The sequence below is a fragment of the Nocardioides sp. LML1-1-1.1 genome (assembly GCF_040676175.1).
Lineage (GTDB): Bacteria > Actinomycetota > Actinomycetes > Propionibacteriales > Nocardioidaceae > Nocardioides.
Window position 1 is genome coordinate 108,971 of sequence record NZ_JBEGHK010000002.1, and the last position, 23,494, is coordinate 132,464.

The 23,494-nt window shown below is 73.4% G+C and carries 26 protein-coding genes; 16 read left to right on the forward strand and 10 right to left on the reverse strand.

Translation table 11 applies throughout. From position 1 onward, the window contains the following. Nucleotides 1-31: 31 nt before the first annotated feature. Nucleotides 32-2,182: a DEAD/DEAH box helicase gene (locus MRBLML1_RS07110; RefSeq protein ID WP_364513492.1), complete on the reverse strand. Its 2,151-nt coding sequence runs from the start codon at nt 2,180-2,182 to the stop codon at nt 32-34. Between the two features lie 247 nt (nt 2,183-2,429). On the opposite strand from MRBLML1_RS07110, the gene MRBLML1_RS07115 reads away from it, so the two are divergent. From MRBLML1_RS07115 to MRBLML1_RS07135, 5 genes are all read left to right on the forward strand, one after another. Then, nucleotides 2,430-2,993, forward strand: a complete 564-nt coding sequence (locus tag MRBLML1_RS07115) for a hypothetical protein (protein ID WP_364513494.1) — start codon at nt 2,430-2,432, stop codon at nt 2,991-2,993. 27 nt (nt 2,994-3,020) lie between these two features. Continuing rightward, entirely contained in the window at nt 3,021-3,884 is an 864-nt protein-coding gene (locus MRBLML1_RS07120; RefSeq protein WP_364513497.1) for an SDR family oxidoreductase, read from the forward strand. A gap of 91 nt (nt 3,885-3,975) precedes the next feature. After that, nucleotides 3,976-4,527: a PadR family transcriptional regulator gene (locus MRBLML1_RS07125; protein WP_364513500.1), complete on the forward strand. Its 552-nt coding sequence runs from the start codon at nt 3,976-3,978 to the stop codon at nt 4,525-4,527. Then, complete coding sequence (locus tag MRBLML1_RS07130) at nt 4,524-6,524, forward strand: NADPH-dependent 2,4-dienoyl-CoA reductase (RefSeq protein ID WP_364513503.1); 2,001 nt, start codon at nt 4,524-4,526, stop codon at nt 6,522-6,524. The genes MRBLML1_RS07125 and MRBLML1_RS07130 overlap by 4 nt, the downstream gene beginning before the upstream one ends. Then, nucleotides 6,521-6,922, forward strand: coding sequence for a nuclear transport factor 2 family protein (locus MRBLML1_RS07135; RefSeq protein ID WP_364513506.1), 402 nt, complete (start codon nt 6,521-6,523; stop codon nt 6,920-6,922). The genes MRBLML1_RS07130 and MRBLML1_RS07135 overlap by 4 nt, the downstream gene beginning before the upstream one ends. A gap of 23 nt (nt 6,923-6,945) precedes the next feature. Here the strand turns inward: MRBLML1_RS07135 and MRBLML1_RS07140 are convergent, their stop codons facing one another. Then, nucleotides 6,946-7,425, reverse strand: a complete 480-nt coding sequence (locus MRBLML1_RS07140; protein WP_364513508.1) for an SRPBCC family protein — start codon at nt 7,423-7,425, stop codon at nt 6,946-6,948. A gap of 204 nt (nt 7,426-7,629) precedes the next feature. On the opposite strand from MRBLML1_RS07140, the gene MRBLML1_RS07145 reads away from it, so the two are divergent. From MRBLML1_RS07145 to MRBLML1_RS07170, 6 genes are read left to right on the forward strand one after another with little or no spacing between them, the layout of a single operon-like run. Then, nucleotides 7,630-8,442 (forward strand): ABC transporter ATP-binding protein, encoded by an 813-nt coding sequence (locus MRBLML1_RS07145; protein WP_364513511.1) that lies wholly within the window; start codon nt 7,630-7,632, stop codon nt 8,440-8,442. Further along, nucleotides 8,439-9,098 (forward strand): ABC transporter permease, encoded by a 660-nt coding sequence (locus tag MRBLML1_RS07150; protein WP_364513514.1) that lies wholly within the window; start codon nt 8,439-8,441, stop codon nt 9,096-9,098. The genes MRBLML1_RS07145 and MRBLML1_RS07150 overlap by 4 nt, the downstream gene beginning before the upstream one ends. Then, a complete protein-coding gene (locus MRBLML1_RS07155; protein ID WP_364513517.1) occupies nt 9,095-9,802 on the forward strand; it encodes an ABC transporter permease in 708 nt (235 codons plus the stop codon). The genes MRBLML1_RS07150 and MRBLML1_RS07155 overlap by 4 nt, the downstream gene beginning before the upstream one ends. A 2-nt stretch (nt 9,803-9,804) precedes the next feature. Beyond that, nucleotides 9,805-10,710, forward strand: a complete 906-nt coding sequence (locus MRBLML1_RS07160; RefSeq protein ID WP_364513520.1) for an ABC transporter substrate-binding protein — start codon at nt 9,805-9,807, stop codon at nt 10,708-10,710. Between the two features lies 1 nt (nt 10,711). After that, nucleotides 10,712-11,551 (forward strand): SDR family oxidoreductase, encoded by an 840-nt coding sequence (locus MRBLML1_RS07165; protein ID WP_364513523.1) that lies wholly within the window; start codon nt 10,712-10,714, stop codon nt 11,549-11,551. Beyond that, a complete protein-coding gene (locus MRBLML1_RS07170; protein WP_364513526.1) occupies nt 11,548-11,928 on the forward strand; it encodes a DUF1304 domain-containing protein in 381 nt (126 codons plus the stop codon). Before MRBLML1_RS07165 ends, MRBLML1_RS07170 begins: the two co-directional genes overlap by 4 nt. On the opposite strand, the gene MRBLML1_RS07175 is transcribed toward MRBLML1_RS07170, so the two are convergent. Both MRBLML1_RS07175 and MRBLML1_RS07180 read right to left on the reverse strand, forming a co-directional pair. Further along, nucleotides 11,925-13,172, reverse strand: a complete 1,248-nt coding sequence (locus MRBLML1_RS07175) for a DUF1501 domain-containing protein (protein WP_364513529.1) — start codon at nt 13,170-13,172, stop codon at nt 11,925-11,927. The genes MRBLML1_RS07170 and MRBLML1_RS07175 overlap by 4 nt on opposite strands. 5 nt (nt 13,173-13,177) lie before the next feature. Then, nucleotides 13,178-14,644: a DUF1800 domain-containing protein gene (locus MRBLML1_RS07180; protein WP_364513532.1), complete on the reverse strand. Its 1,467-nt coding sequence runs from the start codon at nt 14,642-14,644 to the stop codon at nt 13,178-13,180. 172 nt (nt 14,645-14,816) lie between these two features. Here MRBLML1_RS07180 and MRBLML1_RS07185 point away from each other — a divergent pair, with 172 nt between their 5' ends. Next, a complete protein-coding gene (locus tag MRBLML1_RS07185) occupies nt 14,817-15,443 on the forward strand; it encodes a flavodoxin family protein (protein ID WP_364513535.1) in 627 nt (208 codons plus the stop codon). 7 nt (nt 15,444-15,450) lie between these two features. Here MRBLML1_RS07185 and MRBLML1_RS07190 read toward each other — a convergent pair whose 3' ends face one another. Both MRBLML1_RS07190 and MRBLML1_RS07195 read right to left on the reverse strand, forming a co-directional pair. Beyond that, the gene (locus tag MRBLML1_RS07190; protein WP_364513538.1) at nt 15,451-15,987 is read right to left on the reverse strand and encodes a DUF4334 domain-containing protein; all 537 of its coding nucleotides are present in this window, start codon (nt 15,985-15,987) and stop codon (nt 15,451-15,453) included. Nucleotides 15,988-15,991: 4 nt separating this feature from the next. Then, nucleotides 15,992-16,411 (reverse strand): homing endonuclease associated repeat-containing protein, encoded by a 420-nt coding sequence (locus MRBLML1_RS07195; RefSeq protein WP_364513541.1) that lies wholly within the window; start codon nt 16,409-16,411, stop codon nt 15,992-15,994. 51 nt (nt 16,412-16,462) lie between these two features. On the opposite strand from MRBLML1_RS07195, the gene MRBLML1_RS07200 reads away from it, so the two are divergent. After that, nucleotides 16,463-17,809 (forward strand): cryptochrome/photolyase family protein, encoded by a 1,347-nt coding sequence (locus MRBLML1_RS07200; protein ID WP_364513544.1) that lies wholly within the window; start codon nt 16,463-16,465, stop codon nt 17,807-17,809. Beyond that, nucleotides 17,802-18,428, forward strand: a complete 627-nt coding sequence (locus MRBLML1_RS07205; protein ID WP_364513547.1) for an alpha/beta hydrolase — start codon at nt 17,802-17,804, stop codon at nt 18,426-18,428. The genes MRBLML1_RS07200 and MRBLML1_RS07205 overlap by 8 nt, the downstream gene beginning before the upstream one ends. Nucleotides 18,429-18,432: 4 nt before the next feature. Here the strand turns inward: MRBLML1_RS07205 and MRBLML1_RS07210 are convergent, their stop codons facing one another. Continuing rightward, nucleotides 18,433-18,717: a sigma factor gene (locus MRBLML1_RS07210; protein WP_364513550.1), complete on the reverse strand. Its 285-nt coding sequence runs from the start codon at nt 18,715-18,717 to the stop codon at nt 18,433-18,435. Between the two features lie 69 nt (nt 18,718-18,786). Between MRBLML1_RS07210 and MRBLML1_RS07215 the strand changes: the two genes are divergently transcribed. After that, nucleotides 18,787-19,668, forward strand: a complete 882-nt coding sequence (locus tag MRBLML1_RS07215; protein WP_364513553.1) for a DICT sensory domain-containing protein — start codon at nt 18,787-18,789, stop codon at nt 19,666-19,668. A gap of 7 nt (nt 19,669-19,675) precedes the next feature. Here the strand turns inward: MRBLML1_RS07215 and MRBLML1_RS07220 are convergent, their stop codons facing one another. The 3 genes from MRBLML1_RS07220 to MRBLML1_RS07230 form a co-directional block, all read right to left on the reverse strand. Further along, a complete protein-coding gene (locus MRBLML1_RS07220) occupies nt 19,676-20,890 on the reverse strand; it encodes an NAD(P)/FAD-dependent oxidoreductase (RefSeq protein ID WP_364513556.1) in 1,215 nt (404 codons plus the stop codon). 61 nt (nt 20,891-20,951) lie between these two features. Further along, nucleotides 20,952-21,455, reverse strand: a complete 504-nt coding sequence (locus MRBLML1_RS07225; protein WP_364513559.1) for an RDD family protein — start codon at nt 21,453-21,455, stop codon at nt 20,952-20,954. Then, nucleotides 21,452-21,859 carry a hypothetical protein gene (locus MRBLML1_RS07230; RefSeq protein WP_364513562.1) on the reverse strand — a complete coding sequence of 136 codons (408 nt, stop codon included), beginning with the start codon at nt 21,857-21,859 and terminating at the stop codon, nt 21,452-21,454. The genes MRBLML1_RS07225 and MRBLML1_RS07230 overlap by 4 nt, the downstream gene beginning before the upstream one ends. Nucleotides 21,860-21,886: 27 nt before the next feature. On the opposite strand from MRBLML1_RS07230, the gene cls reads away from it, so the two are divergent. Then, entirely contained in the window at nt 21,887-23,359 is a 1,473-nt protein-coding gene (gene cls / locus MRBLML1_RS07235) for a cardiolipin synthase (RefSeq protein WP_364513565.1), read from the forward strand. The last annotated feature ends 135 nt before the right edge of the window (nt 23,360-23,494 follow it).

Sequence of the window (23,494 nt, forward strand, 5' to 3'; positions counted from 1 at the left end):
GGAGGACGAGACAGCGGGCCGGACTGTGACATCAGGCGCCGCGCGCCTCCAGCGCGGCCGTCAGCAGCGCCACCAGCGCCTCGGTCTGCAGGTCGATGGCACCGCCCTCGACCTCTTCGCCGGCCCCGTCGAGGGCGCGGGCGGCGAGCCCGGCCTTCTTGTCGATCAGCTCGGCGATCCGGGTGTCCAGGGTCTGCGTCGCGATCACCCGCCACGCGGTGACCGGCTCGGCCTGGCCGATCCGGTGCACCCGGTCGATGGCCTGGGTCTGCTCGGCGTCGGTCCAGGAGAGCTCGGCGAGCACCAGGTTGGACGCGACCTGCAGGTTGAGGCCGACACCGGCGGCGGTCAGCGAGCAGACCGCGATCTGCACCTCGGGGTCGTTGACGAAGGCGTCGATGGACTTCTGCCGCGCGGTCGAGGACTGGTCGCCGCGGATCGAGCTGTACTTGATGCCGCGCTCGGCGAAGGTCTTCTCGGCCTGGTCCATCACGTCGATGTGCTTGGCGAAGAAGACGACCTTGCCGACGTTGCGGGCCAGCTGGGCGGTGTAGTCGGCCGCCAGGCCGGCCTTGGCCTGGCCGATGCGGCGCATCATCGTGAAGACGTTCTCGCCGGTCTTGGCCGAGTTGTCCTCGCGCTCCCAGCCCGCGACCTGGCGGACCAGGTGGTGGTCGATGCCCTCGACGACGGCGCCGGCGCGGCGCGTGGAGAGCGCGGCGTCGTACCGCTCGACCATGCGGCGGGCCAGCTCCTGCTCGGCCTTGCGGATGGAGCGGCCGGCCTCGCCCTCGAGCTCGACGGGCATGTCGGCGATCCGGCGGGCGGGGATGTCGGCGGCGACGTCGATCTTGCGGCGGCGCACGATGCCCTCGTCGACGACGGCCCGGCGCGCGGCCGGGTAGAACGCCGGGTCGGCCGGGGTCAGCCCGGTCTCCTCCAGCGCCTCCATCAGCTCGCCCTGCGGCACGACGTCGTCGATCCAGCCGAGGAACTGCCAGATCGCGCGGAAGTCCTCGATGTCGTTGATCAGCGGGGTGCCGGTCAGCGCCATCAGCAGCGGCCGGGCGACCCGCGCCCGGATCCGCTGGGCGATCTCCAGCACGTTCTGCGAGCGCTGGGAGGTCTTGTTCTTGATGTAGTGGGCCTCGTCCACGATCATCCCGCGGAAGCCGTGGTTGCCGAGCCAGCCCACGTGGCGGTCGAGGATCTCGTAGTTGACGACGAAGACGTCGGCGAAGCCGTCGGCGTCGGCACCGTCGCCGTGCAGCACGGTGGCCTTGCGGTGCGGGGTCCAGATCTCGACCTCGCGCGCCCAGTTGGTCTTCACCACGTTGGGGACGACGGCCAGGAGCGGGAACGCGCCGGCGGCCTCGGCGGCGAGCAGGGCCTGCGCGGTCTTGCCGAGGCCGGGCTCGTCGGCGAGCAGGTAGGTCCGGTGGCCGGCGCCCGCCGAGGCGATGAGCTGCGACTGGTGCAGCATCAGCTCACGGCCGGCCGGGGCGTGCCAGCCGGTGATCGAGGTGAGCTGGTCGGCGTCCGGCAGCGGCATGCAGGCCGGGGCGTCGGGCGCCGCGCGCTCGAAGGAGCGGAACAGCGGCTCCAGCAGCTCCCAGCCGGCGAGGCGGCGCGGGCGGACCTTGGCCCGGGCGTGCTCGAAGTCGGGCGCGAGGAAGGGGTTGGCGAGCTGGCGGGCCTGCACCGAGAGCGGGATGACCCGCTTCTCCAGCAGGGCGATCACCTCGGGGTCCTCGGCCTGCGGCTCGGGCTCGGGCTCCGGCTCGTCGACGCCGGCCTTGCGGAGCAGCTCGCGGCGCATCGCCTTGGCCGACTCCGACATCTCGGCGTTCTCGTCGAGCAGCGTGAAGAGGGTGCTGTCGCGGGCCGCGGTCTGGGCGAGGATCGTGGCGATGCCGTCGAGGCGCTTGAGCTCCTCCCCCCGGCGGCTGTCCGACAGGTTCTCGTCGGCCTTGACCCGGGCCCGCTCCTCGCGGGCCAGGAGCGCGACGACCTGGAACTTCGCCCGCACCTCCGGCATCGCCGAACGACGGGCGACCGCCGCCTCGACCTCGCGCACGGCGCGCGCGAGCTGCGGGATGATGCCTTCCTCGTTGCGGCGCTGTCGCGCCGCCTGGGAGCTCCGACGCTGCTGCGTCGCGCCCCGCTGGCCTCCTCGAGCCACAGGTGTCCTTCCAAGGCGGACGGATCCGCCAGGTTCGCCGGCGGCTCGCGCTGCTGCGGGAGGGCGCCGATCTGGTGAACATCACCGGGGGCGGCGTCGCGACGACGGCGCTCGGTGGTGCTCCCAGGGTAGCGCACGTCACCCGATTCACAGTGTCCTGCCAGGCGCGGCGCAGCGCGCTCTCATCGCGCCGAGCCACCGTCGGGAGCAGTCCCGCACCGAGGCGGGTCCCGAGAGGAGACACGAGATGACGAAGTACCGCACCCGGGCAGCCGCCCTGCTCGCCGCAGGAGCCGTCGCCGGCGGCGCCACCGCCGCGACCCTCTCCGCGAACGCCGCGGACGACACCGGCTCCGGCACGCCGAGTGCGTCGAGCGCCCCCGCGGGCGACCGCGGACCCGGCGGGCCGGGCGGCCACGGCCGGGGTCCCGGCGTGGATGCCGCGGCGCTCGCCAAGGCGCTCGGCGTCAGCGAGTCGAAGGTGTCCGACGCCCTCGACGCCGCCCGCGACGCCACCAGGCCCGACGACGGCGACAAGCCGGCCGCCGGCGAGAAGCCCACACCCCCGACCGAGGCCGAGCGGACCGCCCGCGAGGCGGCGCTCGCCAAGGCGCTCGCGAAGGAGCTCGGCATCGACGCGGCGAAGGTGACCAAGGCACTGGAGACCGTGCGCGCGGCGCGGGACGCGGAGCGTCGTACCGACCTGGGCGAGCGGCTGGACACCGCCGTGGAGGACGGCACCCTGACGTCCGGCGACAAGGCGTCCGTGCTCAAGGCGTACGACGCCGGGGTGCTCGGCGGTCCCCGCTGAACAAGAACACGTTCTAGAGTTCGGGCCGTGGGCACCTACGCAGTCACCGGCTCGGCCTCCGGCATGGGCGCGGCCGTCGTCGACCGTCTGGTCGGCGACGGCCACCGTGTCATCGGCATCGACATCCAGCAGGCCGACGTCACCGCCGACCTCTCCACCCCCGCCGGCCGTCGTGCCGCCGCGGCGAGGGTGCTGGAGCAGGCGGGCGGCGTCCTCGACGGGGCGGTGCTGGCCGCCGGGCTCGGCCCGGCGCCCGGCCGGGACCGCGCGCGGCTGATCGCGGAGGTCAACGTGCTCGGCGTGACCGAGCTGCTGGAGGCCTGGCAGCCGGCGCTCGCCGCCGCCGACCGGGCCAAGGTGGTGGTCTTCGCCAGCAACTCCACGACCACCGTCCCGCTCGTGCCGGGGCGCGTCGTCCGCGCCCTCCGCGACGGCGACGTCGAGAAGGCCGTGGGCACGTTGCGCCTGCTCGGCAAGGCCGCCCCGACCTTCGCGTACGCCGCGAGCAAGACCGCCCTCGCCCACTGGGTACGACGCCACGCCGTCACCCCCGCCTGGGCCGGCGCCGGCATCCGCCTCAACGCCCTCGCCCCCGGCGCGATCATGACCCCGCTGCTGGAGCAGCAGCTCGCGACTCCCGCCGAGGCGCGCCGGATCAAGGCCTTCCCCGTGCCGATCGGCGGCTTCGGCGACGCGGACCAGCTCGCCGCGTGGGTGGTCTTCATGCTCTCCGACGCGGCCGACTTCCTGTGCGGCAGCGTGGTCTTCGTCGACGGCGGCTCGGACGCGTGGTTCCGCGCGACCGACTGGCCGCGAGCCGTGCCGGCCCGGCACCTACGGCGCTACACGGGGCGGATGAAGGAGTTCCGGGCGCAGCGGCGACGTACCTGACCGACGGAGCGCCCAGCGTCGTGACCCAGCCCACCTGAAACCAGTTGCGCAACTAGTTGCATAGACCCGTCCGACGGGGCATGCTGCTGCCATGGCCCTCGAGCACGCGATCCTGGTCTCGCTCAGCGAGCGCGCCGCGTCCGGCTCCGAGCTGACCCGGCGCTTCGACGCCTCGATCGGCTTCTTCTGGACCGCGACGCACCAGCAGATCTACCGCGTGCTCGGCCGGATGGAGGGTGACGGCTGGATCACCGCGGAGAGCGTCCCCCAGGCCGACCGCCCCACCAAGAAGACCTACGCCGTCACCGACGCCGGCCGCGCCGAGCTGACCCGGTGGATCGCCGAGCCCACCGTGCCCGACCCGGTGCGCAGCACGCTCGGGGTCAAGATGCGCGGCGCCTCCCTCGGGGACCCGGCGACCCGGGCCGCCCTGCTCGACGACCTGCGCGGCCAGCTCGACGAGCACACCAAGCGGCTCTCGCTCTACGAGTTCCTCGAAGCCCGCGACTTCCCCGACCCGGGCGCCCTGGCCGGCGCCGACCTCGACATCTACCTCGTGCTCCGCGGCGGGCTGCTCATGGAGCAGTTCTGGATCCGCTGGCTCACCGAGTACCTCGACGCCCACACCCAGGAGAACCGATGAACTACCCGCTGCTCACCTCGAAGGCCGTCGTCGGCGGGCTGGAGCTCCAGTCCCGCGCGGTCATGGGATCGATGCACACCGGCCTGGAGGACCGCCCCTGGCACGTCGACGAGATGGCGGCCTACTTCGCCGAGCGCGCCCGCGGCGGCGTCGGCCTCATCGTCACCGGCGGCTACGCCCCCAACGTCCGCGGCTGGCTGCTGCCCTTCGGCTCGCAGATGACCACCCGCCTCAACGCCCACCGCCACCAGCGGGTCACCGGCGCGGTGCACGAGAACGGCGGCAAGATCGCGCTGCAGATCCTGCACGCCGGACGCTACGGCTACACGCCGTTCAGCGTCTCCGCGAGCGCGACCAAGTCGCCCATCACCCCGTTCAAGGCGTCCGCGCTGTCGACCAGGGCGGTCGAGCGGACCGTCGACGACTTCGTCGCCTCTGCCAGGCTCGCCGCCAAGGCCGGGTACGACGGCGTGGAGATCATGGGCTCCGAGGGCTACCTGATCAACCAGTTCCTCGCGGCCCGCACCAACCGTCGTACCGACAAGTGGGGCGGCACGGCGGAGAACCGGATGCGCTTCCCGGTCGAGATCGTGCGCCGGATCCGCCAGGAGCTGCCGGACCTGTTCGTGATGTACCGGATCTCGCTGCTCGACCTGGTCCCCGACGGCCAGACCTGGGAGGAGACCGTCGAGCTGGCGCACCGCATCGAGGAGGCCGGGGCGAGCGTCCTCAACACCGGCATCGGGTGGCACGAGGCGCGGGTGCCGACGATCGTGACGAGCGTGCCGCGCGCGGCCTGGGCCGACAGCACCCTGCGGCTCAAGGGCGAGGTGGCGATCCCGGTCTGCGCGAGCAACCGGATCAACACCCCCGACGTCGCGGAGTCCCTGCTGGAGCAGGGCATCGACCTGGTCTCGATGGCCCGGCCCTTCCTCGCCGACCCGGACCTGGTCGCCAAGGCCCGCGAGGGCCGCGCCGACGAGATCAACACCTGCATCGGCTGCAACCAGGCCTGCCTCGACCACACCTTCAAGGCCCAGCGCGCCTCGTGCCTGGTCAACCCGCGCGCCTGCCACGAGACCACCCTGGTGCTCGGCCCGACCCGCGCGGCCAAGCGGGTCGCCGTCGTCGGCGGCGGTCCGGCCGGGCTCGCCACCGCCGTCAGCGCCGCCGAGCGCGGTCACGACGTGACCCTGTTCGAGGCGAACGACGAGATCGGCGGCCAGTTCCGGCTCGCCATGCAGATCCCCGGCAAGGAGGAGTTCGCGGAGACGCTGCGCTACTACCGCCGCCGGATGGAGGTCCTCGGCGTCAACGTGAAGCTCTCGACCTGGGCCACCCCCGACCTGCTCGCCGGCTACGACGAGGTCGTCGTCGCCACCGGCGTCGAGCCCCGCACCCCGGCGGTGCCCGGCATCGGCCACCCGAAGGTGGTGTCGTACCCCGACGCCATCACCGGCCGGGTCGAGGTCGGCGCGAAGGTCGCCGTGATGGGCGCCGGCGGCATCGGCTTCGACGTCACCGAGCTGCTGGCCCACGTCCCCGAGACCCTCGAGGAGTGGAAGGCGCACTGGGGCGTGGCCGACCCGGCGCTCGTCCGCGGTGGGGTCACCGAGAAGGCGCCGCGCACCGCGCGCCGCGAGGTCTGGCTGCTGCAGCGCAAGGAGACCGCGCAGGGCAAGGGCCTGGGCAAGACCAGCGGCTGGGTGCACCGCGCGGCCGTGAAGGACCTCGGCGTGCACCAGGTCAGCGGCGTCACCTACGACAAGGTCGACGACGCCGGCCTGCACGTCACCGTCGACGGAGAGGCACGCGTGCTCGACGTGGACCACGTCGTGCTGTGCACCGGCCAGGAGTCGGTCCGCGGCCTCTACGACGACCTGCTGGCCGCCGGCTTCCCCGGCAACGTGCACCTCATCGGCGGCGCGGACCTCGCGGCCGAGCTGGACGCGAAGCGTGCCATCAAGCAGGGCACCGAGCTGGCGGCCACGCTGTGAGCGCCGCAGCGGGCACCGCCTTCCGCGCGGCGGTCGAGGCCCAGGACGTCGAGGCGATGCGCGCCTGCCTGGCCGAGGACGTCGTCTTCCGCAGTCCGGTGGCGCACAAGCCCTACCCGGGCAAGGCGATCACCGCGGCCATCCTCGGCCAGGTGGTCGAGGTCTTCGAGGACTTCCGCTACGTGCGCGAGCTCGGCGACGACGACGGCCACGCGCTGGTGTTCGAGGCGAAGGTCGCCGGCCTGGAGATCACCGGCTGCGACTTCCTCGTCCTCGACGAGGACGGCCTGATCTCCGACTTCATGGTGATGGTCCGTCCGCTCAAGGCCGCCCAGGCGCTGGCCGAGGAGATGGGTGCCCGCTTCGACCGGATCGTCGCGCAGGCCGCCCAGGGCTGATCCCGGGGCGGCCCGCGTCACGATCAGGCCGGGGGCGTGCCGGCCTCGCCCGGCGACACGTCTCCGCGCCAGCCGCCGGTCTCGGTGCCGCGCGCCTCGATGAAGGTCTTGAAGCGGTCGAGGTCGCCGGCCGTGCGCCGGTCCACGATGTTCAGCGCGTCGCCGACCTTCTCCACGATCCCCTCCGGCTCGAACTCCATCCGCAGCGTCACGCGGGTGGCGAGCGCGCCCTCCTCCGGTGCGAAGGAGACGGTGCCGGCGTTCGTCGTACCGTCGGTCGCGCGCCAGGTGATCCGCTCGTCCGGCGTCTGGTCGACGATCTCGGCGTCCCACTCGCGGTGCACGCCGGCGATGTCGGCGCGCCAGTGCAGGTGGGTCGCGTCGAGCTGGCTGACCTGCTCGACGCCCTCCATGAACTTCGGGAAGGTCTCGAACTGCGTCCACTGGTCGTACGCCGTGCGGACGGGCACGTCCACGACGACGGTCTTCTCGATCGTGCTCATGTCGTACTCCTCTCGTTCGGGTTCCTCCTCGCGGTAACCGACGGACCGGCCCTGATACGGGAGCGGCCCGGGCTCCTCGTCCGGCCTCTCACCGTGCGCGGACCTGTGTCGCACGCCGTCTCACCGACCGAGCGCTGTCCGTCCGGACCCGTAGGGTGTCTCCACCCACGGGCGCACCGCCCGGACAGCACCGAGAGGGCGAGCATGGGGATCGAGTTCCGAGGCGTCAGCAAGACCTATCCCGACGGCACGGTCGCGGTGGCGGAGTTCTCCTGCACGGTGCCCTCGCACCGCACCCTGGCCCTGGTCGGGACGTCGGGCTCCGGCAAGACCACGCTGATGCGGATGGTCAACCGGATGATCGAGCCGACCCACGGCGAGGTGCTCATCGACGAACGCGACGTGCGCGAGCTCGACAAGGTCGCCCTGCGGCGCTCGATCGGCTACGTCCCCCAGGCCGGCGGCCTGCTGCCGCACCGCCGGGTGCTCGACAACGTGGCCACCGTGCCGCTGCTCAACGGCGTCACCAAGGCCGCCGCCCGGGCCACCGCCGGCGAGCTGCTGGAGAAGGTCGGCCTCGACCCCGCCCTCGGCAAGCGCTACCCCGGCCAGCTCTCCGGCGGCCAGCAGCAGCGGGTCGCTGTCGCTCGGGCGCTCGCCGCCGACCCGAACGTGCTGCTCATGGACGAGCCCTTCGGCGCGGTCGACCCGATCGTGCGCCGCGACCTGCAGGACCAGCTCGTGGCGCTGCAGTCCGAGCTCGGCAAGACGATCGTGCTGGTCACCCACGACATCGACGAGGCGTTCAAGCTCGGCGACGAGGTGGTCATCCTCAAGACCGGCGGGATCATCGCCCAGGTCGGCACGCCGCAGGAGATCGTGGCCGCGCCGGCCGACGACTTCGTGCGCGACTTCGTCGGCGCCGACCGTGCGGAGCGCACGCTGCGCACCGTCGACCACGGTGGCCGGCGGGTCGTCGTCGACGGCGACGACCGGCCGGTGGGGGTCCTCGGTTGACCTGGCTCGAGCTCAACCGGGACCAGGTCGTCGAGCTGCTGTGGCAGCACCTGCTGCTCGCCGTACCGGCCGTCCTGATCAGCGTCGTCGTCGCGGTCGTGCTCGGCCGGGTCGCCTACCGCTGGCCGCGGGCCGGCACCGTCGTGCTCGGCTTCGCCAGCCTGCTCTACTCCGTGCCGGCGCTGCCGCTGCTCATCGTCATCCCGGTGCTGCTCTCGATCCCGCTGCGCAGCGAGACCAACCTCGTGATCGCGCTGGCCGTCTACGGCACCGCCCTGCTCGCCGGCACGGCCGCCGACGCCTTCCGCTCCGTCGACACCCGCGTGCGGGAGGCGGCCGAGGCGATGGGCTACTCCCCCCGCGGGATCTTCTGGCGGGTGGACCTGCCGCTGTCGCTGCCCGTGCTCGTCTCCGGCATCCGGGTGGTCACCGTCAGCTCGGTCAGCCTGGTCACCATCGGTGCCCTCGTCGGCATCTCCAGCCTCGGCAGCCTGCTGACCGACGGCTTCCAGCGCGACATCCGCGAGGAGGTGCTGACCGGCGTCGTGCTCACCATGGTGCTCGCCGTCGTCCTCGACCTGCTCGTGGTCACCGCCGGCGCGCTGCTCACCCCCTGGCAGCGCTCCGCGCGGACCCGGACCAAGGCGGCCGCATGAACCTCTTCGGCGACGCCCTCTCCTGGATCGCGGACGGCAGCCACTGGGGCGGCCCGGCCGGCATCGACACCCGCCTCCTGCAGCACCTGTGGGTCACCTTCGCCGCGGTCGGCATCGCCGCGGTGCTCGCCGTGCCGCTCGGCATCCTGATCGGCCACACCGGCCGCGGCCGCCTCGTCGTGGTGGCCCTGGCGGGCGCCGTCCGCGCGGTGCCGACGCTCGGCCTGCTGACCCTGCTCGGCCTGTGGCTCGGCATCGGGGTGGAGGCGCCGCTGCTCGCCCTGGTCGCGCTCGGCTTCCCCTCGTTGCTGGCCGGTGCCTACGCCGGCATCGAGGCGGCCGATCCCGGCGCCGTCGACGCGGCCCGCGCGATCGGGCTCAGCGAGTGGCAGATCGTCACCCGGGTGGAGGTCCCGCTCGGCGCCGACGTGCTGATCGGCGGCCTGCGCGCCGCGACCCTCCAGGTCGTCGCGACGGCCACCCTGGCGGCGTACATCTCCGACACGGGGCTGGGCCGCTACCTCTTCGCGGGCCTCAAGAGCCGCGACTACCCGCAGATGCTGGCCGGCGCGCTCCTCGTCGCCGCGCTCGCCCTGCTCCTCGATCTCGCGCTGGGAGCCCTCCAGCGCGCCAGCCGTGGGCATACTCGTGCCACCGGCACCCGGACCAGCGACCCCGCCGGGGCCGCACCGTCGAAAGGTTGACCATGACCCGCATCCGACTGGGCCTCGCCCTCGCCGCCGCCAGCGCCCTCACGCTGAGCGCCTGCGGCGGCGGCGACTCCGACCCGCTCGCCTCCGGGGGCGGCGACGGCGACACGATCGTCATCGGCTCGCAGGACTACTACTCCAACGAGATCATCGCCGAGATCTACGCCCAGGCCCTGGAGGCCGACAAGATCAAGGTCGACCGGCAGTTCCGGATCGGCCAGCGTGAGGTCTACCTGGCCGACATCAAGGACGGCTCGATCGACCTGTTCCCGGAGTACACCGGCCCGCTGCTCATCGCGCTCGACTCCAAGGCCAGCGCCACCAAGCCCGACGAGGTCTACGCCGCGCTCGAGGACGTGCTGCCCAAGGGCGAGCGGCTGCTGGAGCAGTCCCCCGCCACCGACCAGGACTCCTACGTCGTCACGAAGGAGTACGCCGACAAGTGGGGCCTGAAGACGATCGAGGACCTCGCCAAGGTCACCGACCCGATCGTCTTCGGCGCCAACTCCGAGGCGGAGAGCCGGCCCAACGGCCCGAAGGGCCTGAAGAAGACCTACGGCGTGGACGTGAAGTTCACCCCGATCGAGGACAGCGGCGGCCCGCTCACCGTCAAGGCGCTCAAGGACGGCGACATCCAGGTCGGCCTGATCTACACCGCCGACCCGTCGATCAAGAAGAACGACCTGGTCACCCTCGAGGACACCAAGGGCCTGTTCCTGGCCTCGGCCGTCGTCCCGGTCGCCAGCGACGACGTCAGCGAGGACGCGGAGAAGGTCATCGACGAGGTCAGCGCCGCGCTGACCTCCGAGGACCTGATCGCCCTCAACGCGCGCAGCGTCGACGAGAAGCTGCCCGCCAAGACGATCGCCGAGGACTGGCTGAAAGAGAAGGACCTCGACTGACATGGTCCTGGGCATCACCGGCTCCACGGGAGCGCTCGGGCGACTGGTCGCCCGAGCGCTCTCGGAGCAGGGCATCGAGCAACGCCTCCTGGTCCGTGACCCGGCGCGGGCGCCCGAGCTCGCCGGCGCGAGCACCACCCGCACGTCGTACGCCGACCCGGAGCTGGCCCGGGCCTCCCTGGAGGGCGTGACCACCCTGTTCATGGTCTCCGGCGCGGAGGCCGCGGACCGGCTGCAGCAGCACCGCACGTTCCTCGACGCGGCCGCGGACGCCGGGGTCGAGCACGTCGTCTACACCTCGTTCCTGGGCGCGGCCGAGGACTGCACGTTCACCCTGGGCCGTGACCACTGGGCGACCGAGGAGCACGTCCGGGCGCTCGGGCTGGGGCACACCTTCCTGCGCGACGCCTTCTACCTCGACTTCCTGCCCGACCTGGTCGGCGAGGACGGCGTCATCCGCGGGCCGGCCGGTGACGGCCGGGTCGCCGCGGTCACCCGCGCCGACATCGCCCGCAGCGCGGTCGCGGTCCTCGCCGACCCCGCCGCGCACCAGGACCGCACCTACGACCTGACGGGTCCCGAGGCGCTCTCCTTCGACGAGGTCGCGGCCCTGCTCACCGCGCACACCGGCCGGACGGTGACCTACCACGACGAGAGCGTCGAGGAGGCCTACGCCTCCCGGCTGCGCTGGCCCGCCCCGCAGTGGCAGTACGACGCCTGGGTGTCCACCTACACCGCGATCGCGGCGGGCGAGCTGGCCACGGTGAGCGACCACGTGGAGCGGCTCACCGGACGCGAGCCGACCGGGCTCGCGTCGTACCTCACCGAGGAGGGGCGATGACCGCCGCCGCACTCGTGCTCGCCGGGCTCGCCGCCCTGCTGCACGTCTACATCTGGGTGATGGAGTCGCTCACCTGGACCAGCCCGCGCACCCGGGCGACCTTCGGCACCAGCCGCGAGGAGGCGGAGGCGACCAAGGAGCTGGCGTTCAACCAGGGCTTCTACAACCTCTTCCTCGCGATCGTCGTCCTCGCCGGGGTCGGTGCGCACCTCACCGACGAAGAGACGGTCGGGACGACGTTGGTGCTCACCGGCGCCGGCTCGATGGTGGCGGCGGGCCTGGTGCTGCTGCTCTCCTCGCCCGACAAGGCGCGCGCCGCGCTCACCCAGCTGACCCTGCCGCTGGTCGCGGTCGCGCTCCTGCTGGTCGGGCTCTAGAGCAGCGCGCCGACGGGCTCCGGCGTGAAGCCCGGGAACACCGTCGCCGAGGACGCACCGAGCCGCTTCGTCACGACCTCCGACAGCACGCTGCGGTAGTCCGTGGTGACCTTGAGGTCACCGTCGTCGTCGTCGGCCAGCCCCGGCCAGGTGCCGTGGTAGCCGCCCTTGACGCCCGCGCCGAGCAGCAGCATCACGTTGCCCCAGCCGTGGTCGAGTCCGTAGCTGGAGTTCTGCTTCGTGCGCCGGCCGAACTCCGAGAAGGCCACCACGGTGACCTTCTCCCCCAGCCCGCCGAGGTCGGTGAAGAAGGCGCTGAGCACCTTCGCCAGCTCGGTCGTCATCCGCTCCATCGCGCCCCACTCCAGGGTGCCGAGGTCGACGTGGTGGTCCCACGAGCCGAAGTCGACGGTGATCACCTCCGCGCCGACGTCGCCCCGGATGGTCCGCGCGACCGCCCGCATGGCGCGGCCGAAGTCCCCGCCCGGGTACGACGCCCCGTTGGCCGGCGTCTCCGCCGTCGCCTTCACCGGCGCGAAGTCCTGGATGGCCGCCATCGTCGCCCGCGCCGAGGCCCCGAGGGCGCCCGGCGCGCTCGCCCAGGTGGTCGTCATCGACCGAGTGCGCCGGCCGTTGGTGTCCCACTCGTCGACGCCCGACAGGCGCATGTCGTCGATGCCCTCGATGGCGATCGTCCGCTGCGGGCCGCTGAGCGAGGTCGGCGGCATCGCCGTACCGATCTGGAGGGCCTGCAGCGGGCTGGCGTAGGTGTCACGCCCGATCAGCCGGTTGAGCCAGCCGGTGCGGGTGGTCGAGCCGGGCGCGGCGTCCTCGACCTCCTCCATGGCGGAGAAGTGCGAGCGGTTGGGCGCCGGCAGCCCGGTCGCGTGCACCGCGGCCATCTTGCCGGCGTTCCACAGCGGCAGCAGCGGCGCGAGGTGCGGGTGGAGGCCGAAGAAGCCGTCCTTGGCGAGCAGCTGGGCCGCGGGGACCGCGATCTGCGGCCGCGCCGCGTAGTAGACCGGGTCGCCGTGCGGGACCACGATGCTCATCCCGTCGGCGGCACCGCGCATCGAGAGCACGACGAGCACGCGCGGAGCGGAGCGGGTGGCGGCGTACGACGTCTCGACGAAGGCGGTCCCGAAGGCCGCGGTCGCGCTGATCCCGGCCCCGGCCGCCAGCGCGCCGCGAAGCAGTCCGCGTCGCGAGAGGCCGACGAGCTCGGGGCATCCGCAGGGTTCCATCGCACTCACCTCGTCATGTGGGTCGGGCAGTCGAGGAAGACCGTGAGCAGCCGCGGCATCTCCCAGCGGACCAGGTCGTGGGTCGCGGTGATCATCGTCGCCGGCGCCAGCCCGGTCGCCTCGCAGGCCGCCTGCAGCAGCACCGCGGTGGACGCCCGGCCGTGCAGGGTGCGCGCCAGGTGGTCGACGAGCTGGTCGAAGCGGATCCGGGTGGCGGGCAGCCACGACGCCGCGGTCCGGTACTTCACGCCGACGGTGGGCCACCAGCCGCCCGACATCGTGTAGTGGGTGTCGAGGGAGTTCAGGAAGCGCGACGCGCCGGACCAGGCCGCGGCCGTGTCCGGCCGGCCGTCGGGTGGCTGCCAGGAGAACGGCCGCAGGCCGACGCCCTCGCTCTGCCACAGGATCGCGTTGGCGCCGGCGGGCGCGTCGCTGTTCGCCGGCTTCGCCGTGAGCTGCGTGCCGAGGGCACGCCAGGTCGCCACCACGTCGTCGGTGGGCGTGCGCACCTTCGTCCCGATGCCGTACGACGAGCGCATCTCCACCGACGCCATCAGGTAGCGCAGCACCGGCTTGATCTGGGTGTCGTTGGCGAGGTAGACCGCCGCCAGCCGGTTGATCAGTGCCGCCGGCGGGTCGTCGGAGACGTAGCGGCGGGCGAGCTTGAGCGCCACCCGGCGCGCGGTCAGCGGGTGGTGGGCCAGGTACTTCAGGTACGCCGCGACCACCGGCCGGCCGTCCGGCGCGCTGTTGGCGTGGCTGAAGCCCATCACCTTCACCGGCCCGGTCCAGTGCCGGTCCGGCTCGTAGGAGAAGCCCCAGGTCCGCCAGGAGTCGCACCGGTAGCCGGTGAGGATCCGGGCCGAGGCCTTCACGTCCGCCTCGGTGTAGGCACCGCGCCCGACGGTGTGCAGCTCCAGCAGCTCACGGCCGAGGTTCTCGTTCGGAGCGCTCTTGGAGGAGTTCGCGTTGCCGAGGTAGACCGCCATCGCCGGGTGCAGGACCGCCGCCTTGAGCAGGTCCTCGAAGCGGCCCAGCGCGTTGTTCCGGATCGTCTTGCCGTACGCCGTGCGGAAGGGACCGACCTCGCCGCTGGCCGGGACGTGGAAGTGGTGCTCCCACAGCTCGGCCACGGACTCCAGCACCTGCCGCTGCGAGCCGACCCGTCGTACCAGCGCCCAGCGCTCGTAGTTGGCGTCCGCCATCCCGAGCTGCTCGATCCCGTCCTGGTCGCGCTGCCACAGCGTGGCCCAGGAGGCGTTGATCGAAGGCCACCAGGCCGAGGTGGCGGAGTACCAGGCGTCGCTGTAGTACGACGACAGCTGCCGCTCGAACCACCGGGTGAAACCACCGGCGGCGTTGACCTGCTGGTTCAGCGCCGGGGTGTAGCCGGCGGTGAAGCGGCGCAGGTAGTGCCAGAGCAGGGTGTTCGGGACCGCCGTACCCGTCCATGCCCGAGGTGTGTAGGCCATCGCTCCATCCCCCCGCTGACCACCGCTGCCGAGAACACCCGTCCTCAGGGAGCGTAGGCAGCGGCGGCCGCCCGCGGCCATGACCGATCGGACAGTTCCGGGGCCCCCGCCGGGCTATATGGCGGGGATAGGGGCCCGGCTGGGGGCGGGCGCCGGGGGTACCGCGCGAGACATGGTGGACAACGAGACGACCGGATCCCTGCGCGCCCTGGTGCTGAGCTGCAGCCTGAAGAAGTCGCCCGCGGAGTCGAGCTCCGAGCTGATCGGCACGCGGCTGCTCGCGGCGCTGCGTGAGCACGACGTCGACGGCGAGGTGGTGCGGGTGGTCGACCACCCGGTGGCCTTCGGGGTGAGCACCGACGAGGGCGACGGGGACGCCTGGCCGGCGCTGCGGCAGAAGATGCTGGACGCCGACATCCTGGTGATCTCCACGCCGATCTGGATGGGCCAGCCCGCCTCGGTGTGCAAGCTGGTGCTGGAGCGGCTGGACGCCGAGCTCGGGGAGACCGACGACGAGGGCCGGATGCTCACCTCGGGCAAGGTCGGCGCCGTCGCGGTCGTCGGCAACGAGGACGGCGCGCACCACGTGAGCGCCGAGGTCTACCAGGCGCTGAGCGACGTCGGGTTCACGATCCCCGCGAACGGCGTCACCTACTGGGTCGGCGAGGCGATGCAGGGCACCGACTACCAGGACCTCGACCCGGAGCCGGAGAAGACCGCCGGCACCACCAAGACGCTCGCGAGCAACGCCGCGCACCTGGCGCGCCTGCTCAAGGGCGCGCCCTATCCCCCGGCCTGAGCACCGCTCAGGCGCGCTCCAGCACGAAGAAGTACGGCGGCGCGCCACGGAGGTCCATGCAGCCCAGCAGGGTGCGCTCGTCGACCCGCCGGAACAGGTCGATGATCGGCAGGTGGTCGTAGCTCATCCCGGCGGTCACGACACCGCGGTACTCCACGTTGCGCAGCCGGGCGCGGGGCTTCTTCGTCCGCAGCGCCGGGAGCGCCGCGCCCATCACCGCACGCCCGCGGGCCACGACCCCCTCGGGGATCTTGTCGACGATCCCGAACGGGATCCGCCGAGGGTCCACCGAGACGATCGTGCCGCGCGGCGTGCGGAACAGCAGCGGGTGCACCTCGTCGACGGAGTCGAACTGCTTGCCGTACCAGCCCGAGGCCTCCAGCAGCCCGTCCATCGGGTGCCCGGTCGCGAGCTCCCGTCCGTGCCAGCGGCCGGTGACCTCCTCGGCCCGCACCGCCGGCAGGCCGTCGAAGAGGGCCAGGGCGTCGTCGAGGGCGCAGGCGGGCTCGAGCGCGGCCAGGCGGTCCGCGGGAATGACAGTCATGCTGTCATTGTCGCGCATCCGCCCCCGGACCGCTCCTCCGCGCCCGCTCCTTGACCTCGGCCCAGGGAAACCGCTGTCGGAGCGTCGCCCCGCTCGGGGTGTCCGGCCGGTCCCGGGCCCACGCGGTGTAGTCGGCGAAGCTGCCCGTGCTCCCCGGTGCCGCCAGGTACGCCGCCACGATCGCCACCACGTCCTCGTCGCTCCACCGCCGGGTCGTCGACCGGGTCTTGTTGGTCGCCACCCCGGCCCGCGCGCAGGCCTGGTTCCACGACCCGAACCGCCGGATCAGCAGCGCCGGAGAGGCCGCGTCGTGGGCGCGCTGCCAGCCGTCGTACGACGCGGCGGTGAGGGGCTCACCCAGCTCGGCCGCCGCCGCGGCGAGGTCCGCCGCGAGCCGGTCGTCGGAGTACTCGGGAGCCCGCATGGCCACACCGTAACGCGAGGCCTCCCACCGCCCGTCTGCCAGCATGAGGAGGTGACCCCGAGCATCCTCTGGTTCCGCCGGGACCTCCGGCTCGGCGACCACCCCGCGCTCGCCGCCGCCGCGGCCGAGGGCCCGGTCCTGCCGCTCTTCGTCCTCGACGACGCCCTGCTCAGCCCCTCCGGCGCGCCGCGCACGGCCTTCCTGCTCCGCTCGCTGAAGGCGCTGGACGCCGACCTGCGTGCGCACGGCCCCGGCCTCGTCGTGCGACGGGGACGGCCCGAGGACGTGGTGCCGGCCCTGGTCGAGGAGGCCGGCGCGGGCGCGGTGCACGTGAGCGCCGACTTCGCGCCGTACGGCGCCGCCCGCGACGAGCGGGTGGCGCAGGCCCTGGACGTGCCGCTGGTGCGCACCGGGTCGCCCTACGCCGTGGCGCCCGGCCGCCTGCACACCAAGACCGGTGACCCGTACAAGGTCTACACCCCGTTCGCGCGGGCCTGGGCCGAGCACGGGTGGCGCAAGCCCGCGGACTCCGACCCCGGCGCCGTCGAGTGGGCCGGCGCCGAGAGCGAGGACCTGCCGGACGAGCCCGGCATCGGCGACGTCGAGCTGCCCGAGGCGGGCGAGGCCGCCGCGCTCGCGGCCTGGGAGCAGTGGCGCGGCACGCCGTACGACGACGTCCGGGACCGGCCGGACCTGGACGAGACCTCGCGGATGTCGACGTACCTGCGCTGGGGCGCGATCCATCCGCGCACGCTGCTCGCCGGCCTCGACGCCCGCAACCCCCACCAGGCGACCTACCGGCGCGAGCTGGCGTGGCGGGAGTTCTACGCGCACGTGCTGCACGCGTGGCCGGACTCGGCGCGCGACTACTTCCGCCCCGAGCTGCGCGAGCTGCCCTACGTCACCGGCAAGGAGCGGGACCGGCGGCTGGAGGCGTGGGCGAGCGGCCGGACCGGCTTCCCGATCGTGGACGCGGGCATGCGGCAGCTGCTCGGTGAGGGCTGGATCCACAACCGGGTGCGGATGATCGTGGCCTCGTTCCTGGTCAAGGACCTCGGGGTCGAGTGGCAGCACGGTGCCCGGCACTTCATGACCCACCTCGTCGACGGCGACCTGGCGAGCAACCAGCACAACTGGCAGTGGGTGGCGGGCTGCGGGACCGACGCGGCGCCGTACTTCCGGATCTTCAACCCGATCACCCAGGGTGCGAAGTTCGACCCCGACGGCGACTACATCCGGCGCTGGGTGCCCGAGCTCGCCGGCCTGGCGAAGCCCGACGTGCACCATCCGTGGCGGGCGGGCGCTCCGAATGGCTACCCGGAACCCCTGGTCGACCACGCCACGCAGCGCGCGGAGGCGCTGGAGGCCTACCAGCTGCTGCGGAGGCACCGTGACTGAACCGTCCCTGACCGACACCTGGCTCCCCGCGGAGCCGCGGGCGATCGCGCTGGTGCTGCACGGCGGCGCCGAGCACGGCACCTCCGCCATCGACGGGCGCAGCCTGTCCTGGCGCCGGGCCCGCGCGCTGGGCCGCCACCTCCACGACGAGCTGGGCGCCGACGGCGTCGGCGTCGCGGTGATCCGGTACGCCGTCCGCGGCTGGAACGCCACCCCGGGCCGCGAGCCCTCGCCCGTCCCCGACGCGCGCTGGGCGCTCGACACGCTGCGCCGCGAGCACGACCTGCCGTTCGTGCTGGTCGGGCACTCGATGGGCGCCCGGACCGGCGTCGCGGTCGCCGACGAGCCGGGCGTCGTCGGGGTCGTCGCGCTCGCGCCGTGGCTGCCGGCCGACGAGCCGGTCGAGCCGTTGAAGGGCAAGCTGCTGCGGGCCGCGCACGGGCGCCGCGACAAGATCACCTCGGCCCGGGCGACCCGGCGCTACGTCGAGCGCGCGGCGGAGGTCGCCGACGCGGAGTTCACCGACATGGGCCGGCTCGGGCACTACCTGCTGCGGGGGGTCCCGCGCTGGAACGCCTTCGCGGTCGGCGGGGTGCGCGAGGTCCTCGACCGGGCCTGACGGCTCAGGCCGCGGCCGCCAGCTCCTGGCTGACCGAGCGGGTCAGCAGGAGCAGCCACACCAGCGGTGAGCACGCCGTCTCGTCGTACGACGCCGCGTGGCGCCAGGCGCGCAGGTAGCCGATCCGGCACAGGTGCTCCGCCGGCTCGGCCGCGCCCGTGAGCCCCCGGGCCAGCCGGTAGACCGGCCCGCAGGTGGCGTCGTAGAAGTCGGCGAACGCCTCGACGTCGCCGTCCGCTGCTCGGCGCAGGAGACCGACCAGCACGCCTGCATCCGTCATCGTGCTCATCTGGGGCTCCCTTGGCTCGAATTCTTCAACAGGCTAGTTCAACACCTTGTTTAGATTTACACTGGGAGCATGGACCATCCCGAGGCCCCGGCGCAAGCCCCCGAGCAGAGCGCGGCCGAGCTGACCATCGGCGACCTCGCCCACCGCACCGGCGTGAGCACCGCCGTGCTGCGGATGTGGGAGACCCGGCACGGCTTCCCGGTCCCCGAGCGGCTGCCGAGCGGGCACCGGCGCTACACCGACGCCGACGTCGAGCTGGTGCGCCAGGTGGCGCGCCGCCGCGACGCCGGCATCCGGCTCGAGGTCGCCATCGCCGAGGCGGCCGCCACCCGGGCGCCGGCGAGCCCGTCGATCTTCGCCGAGCTGCGTCGCCGCCATCCCACGCTGGCGACCCACCGGCTGCGCAAGTCCACGCTCGTCGCGCTGTCCTGGGCGATCGAGGACGAGTGCTGCGCCGTCGCCGACCGTCCGGTCCTCTTCGGCGCCTTCCAGCGCGCGGAGTTCTACCGGCCCTCCGCGCCGCGGTGGACCGAGCTGAGCCGGGTGGCCCGCTCCGCGATCGTCTTCGCCGATCACTGGCCCGCCACCGCCGACGAGGCCCACGGCCCGGTCCGCGCGACCCTCGCCGAGGACGCCCCGATGCGCCGGGAGTGGGCCGTCGTGTGCGACGCCCCCGACAGCGTCGCCTGCCTGACCGCCTGGGAGATCCCGGGCCAGAGCGAGGTCCCCGACCGCCAGCGCGTCTTCGAGGCACTGTGGACCGTCGACCCGGTCGCGGTGCGCGACGCCGCGCGGGTCTCGGCGGCGGTCGCGGAGTCCGCCGGCGTGCTCGCCGCACGCCCGCTGCTCTACGAGCTCGCCGAGGCGCCCGCGCCCCGCACGACCACCCCGTCCGGGGTGACCGCGCTCTTCAACCGCGTCGTCGCCTACGTCGACCGGCTGGGCTCCTGAGCGGCCGCTAGCCCGCGAGCACCGCCCGGGCCGCCCGGCGCCCCGACGCCAGCGCACCCTGGATCGAGCTGGTCGCCCGGTGGTCGCCGGCGACCAGCACCCCGCCGGCCCGCAACGGGGGCAGGAGGTCGTGCGGCGCGGTCATCGCCGGCAGCGCCGCCGGCACGTCCCGCACCGCCACCGGCTCCCAGTCCGCCTCCGGCGCCTCGTGCAGCTCCCGGGCCACCCGCGCCACCTCGGCGGGCGGGAGGTCGCCCAGCACCGAGGTCGCGACGAGCGAGCGCCCGTCGGCGGCGTACTCGGGGGCGGAGGCGGTCAGCACCACCGAGGTCACCACCGCCGAGCCGTCGGCGTCCACGGCGAGGGTGCCGCTCTGCCCGCGCCACGGCGGCGTCGCGAAGTAGTGGGTGCGCACGCCGCGCAGCGCCGGCGGCTCGCCCAGCGCGGGGACCAGCCGGTGGGCGGCGCGCGGGTCGGCCGCGACCACGACCGCGGCGGCCGGCAGGTCGGTGCCGTCGGCCAGCACCACCCCGTCCGCCGCCACCCCGGCCACCGGCGCCTCCAGGCGCAGCACGCCGCGCGGCAGGCCGGCGGCGATCGCCTCGGGCAGCCGCTGCATGCCGCGCGCGGGCACGGCCGAGGAGCCCCGGGCGAAGCACCTCATCATCAGGTCGGTGAACACCCGCGAGGTCGTCACCTCCCGCTCCAGGACCACCCCGGAGAAGAAGGGCACGAGCACGTCGCGGGCCACGTCCGCGCCCACCGCCTCGCGCCACACCTCGACGGCCGGCAGGTCCGGACGGCGCTTGAGCGCGTCGGCCGAGGACACCACCACCCGCCCGGCGTACGACGCGACGGCCGCCTTGCCGCGCAGCCCGGTCGCGCCCGAGGTGAGCGCCCGCCAGGGTGCCGTCGGGCCCGCGAGCGGGTGCGGGACCTCGTGCACGACTCCCCCGCGCCGCACCCGTACCCCACGCGGCAGCGGGCGCAGGTCGAGCGCGTCGAGGTCGACGGCCCGGCGCAGCGCGGGGTAGGCCGTGTTGAGGACCTGGAAGCCCCGGTCGACGACGAAGCCGTCGACGACGTCGGTGCGGACCCGGCCGCCGACGGCGTCCGCGGCCTCCAGGAGCACCACCTCGCGGCCCTCGGCGGCGAGGGTGCGGGCACAGGCGAGGCCGGCCAGGCCGGCGCCGACGACCACGACGGGGTGCTGCACGCTCATCAGGGCTCCTTCTTCCACAGGAATATCAACAGCCTGTTGAAGTCTACGTCCCCGGCGGACGTCAGCCGGCGTCGTGCGCCCGGAGGTAGGCCGCCAGGGGCCCCGGCAGCTGCGCGGGACGGTCCCCCCAGTCGTAGACGACCGCGGTCCGCGCCAGGAGGTCGTGCAGCGCCCGGTGGTCGCGGCGCAGCACGATCAGCAGCAGCCCGATCGCGAAGAAGGAGGTGCTCAGCGGCAGCACCAGCACCCGGACCAGGCACGCCCGCGGCCGCACCGGCCGGCCGTCGCGGGAGACGACCTTGAGCCCGACCACCGCCTTGCCGATGGTGCGCCCGGCCACCGCGGTGCCCGCCGCGAGGTAGACGGCGCCCCACGCGAGCAGGGCGAGGGTCGCGACGACGCCGGTGCCCTCCTCCAGCGACACGTCGAGCAGGGCCCGGCTGAGGAAGCCGAGGATCCCCACCCCGACCGAGTACGACGCCAGCACCACGCCGACGTCGATCGCCGCGGCCAGCGCGCGGCTCACCGGGCCGGCGTACCGACCGGTGACCGAGGCGCGGCTCACGGCTCCCCCACCAGCGCGGCCGGGCCCGCGGGTCCCGGTCCGGAGCGTCGCAGCAGCCGGTCGACGATCCCACCGACGACCGCGTCGAGACCGACGACCTGACGCCGGGCGACGTCGAGGGTGCGCCCGGCGAGGTCGCCGGTGGTGTCGGCGACGATGTCCGGGATGCCGGCGCGCTGCACCAGCGTCTCGACGTCGGCGCGGGCCAGCAGCCGGTCGACGTCGACCCGGTCGAGGAGCCGGTTGACGTCCACCCGCTCGAGCAGGTGGTCCACGTCGACCCGGTCGAGCAGCGCGTTGACGTCGATCTGGTCGAGGATGTCCTCGATCGGCACCACGTCGACCACCCGGCCGGTGACCGCACCGGCGACGCGGCCGAACAGGCCGTGCTCTGGAGGCGTCATCGCGCCAGGATTCCATAGGGTGCAGCCATGACCTGGCCCGATCCGACCTCGACCCTGGGCTGGACCGTGCTCGGTCTCGACATCGTCCTGCGCTTCGTCGCCCTCGGCATCATCCCCGGCAACCGGAAGCCCTCGACCGGCATGGCCTGGCTGCTGCTGATCATGATCGAGCCGATCATCGGCTTCTCGATCTTCCTGCTCTTCGGCCGCACCCGGCTCGGCAACCGCCGGATCAAGCGGCAGCGCCGCGCGATCGCCGCGATCCGCGAACGGGCCGACCGGCTGCCGCTGTCCTTCGACAGCGCCCGGCTGCCGGCACCCATCGCCCGCGTCGCCGCCCTCAACCACCACCTCGGCGCGCTCCCGCTCACCGGGGGCAACGAGGTGCAGCTGTGGCCGGACTACCGGGGCGTCATCGAGGAGATGGCACGCGAGGTCGACCGCGCCCGCAGCCACGTGCACGTCGAGTTCTACATCACCGCCTGGGACGAGGTGACCGACCCGTTGTTCCAGGCGATGGTGCGCGCCACCCGGCGCGGCGTCGACGTACGCCTGCTCTTCGACCACCTCGGCTCGCGCGGCCTGCCCAGCTACAAGGCGCTGCTGAAGCGACTGCGCGGCACCGACATCCAGTGGCGCCCGATGCTGCCGATCAAGCCGCTGCAGGGCCGCTTCCGCCGCCCCGACCTGCGCAACCACCGCAAGATCCTGGTCGTCGACGGCACGGTCGGCTTCACCGGCTCGCTCAACCTCACCGAGCCCGGCTACAACAAGCCCAAGAACCACAAGGCCGGGCGCGAGTGGGTCGAGCTGATGGTCCGCCTGGAGGGCCCGGTCGTGGCCGGGCTCAACGCCGTCTTCGCCTCGGACTGGTACGTCGAGACGGGCGAGGTCGTCGAGCTCGTCGCCGTCTTCGGCGAGCCCGACCAGCGTCCCGACGAGGTGCTCGACGTGCCCTGCCAGGTGGTGCCCAGCGGCCCCGGCATCGTCGCGGAGAACAACCTGCGGATGTTCACCACCCTGATCTACGCCGCCACCCGGCGGATCTCGCTGACCTCGCCGTACTTCGTCCCCGACGAGTCGCTGCTCTACGCCGTCACCACCGCCGCCGAGCGCGGGGTCGAGGTCGAGCTGTTCGTCAGCGAGGTCTCCGACCAGTTCATGGTCGGGCACGCCCAGGCGTCGTACTACCGGGCGCTGCTGGAGGCGGGCGTGCGGATCTACCGCTACCCGGCGCCGTACATCCTGCACGCCAAGCACTTCACGATCGACGACGACGTCGCCGTGATCGGCTCCAGCAACATGGACATGCGCTCGTTCGGGCTCAACTACGAGGTCTCGCTCATGCTTCCGGACCCGGCCGTCGTGGTCCGGCTGCGCGAGGTGGAAGACGACTACCGCGCGATCTCCAAGGAGCTGACCCTGCCCGAGTGGGAGCAGCGCCCGCCCCGCACCCGGTACGTCGACAACGTCATGCGACTCACCGCGGCCCTGCAGTGACGGGCGTCCCGGCCGGGTAGTCCGTTCGGGTGGTCGCGCCGAATTCGTTCGTGCCGACCTCTCTCCGGCCCATTGCCGGGCACCTCCCCGCGCGGCCATGCTCGACGTACCGCAGGTCTCGGTCACTCTCGGTCA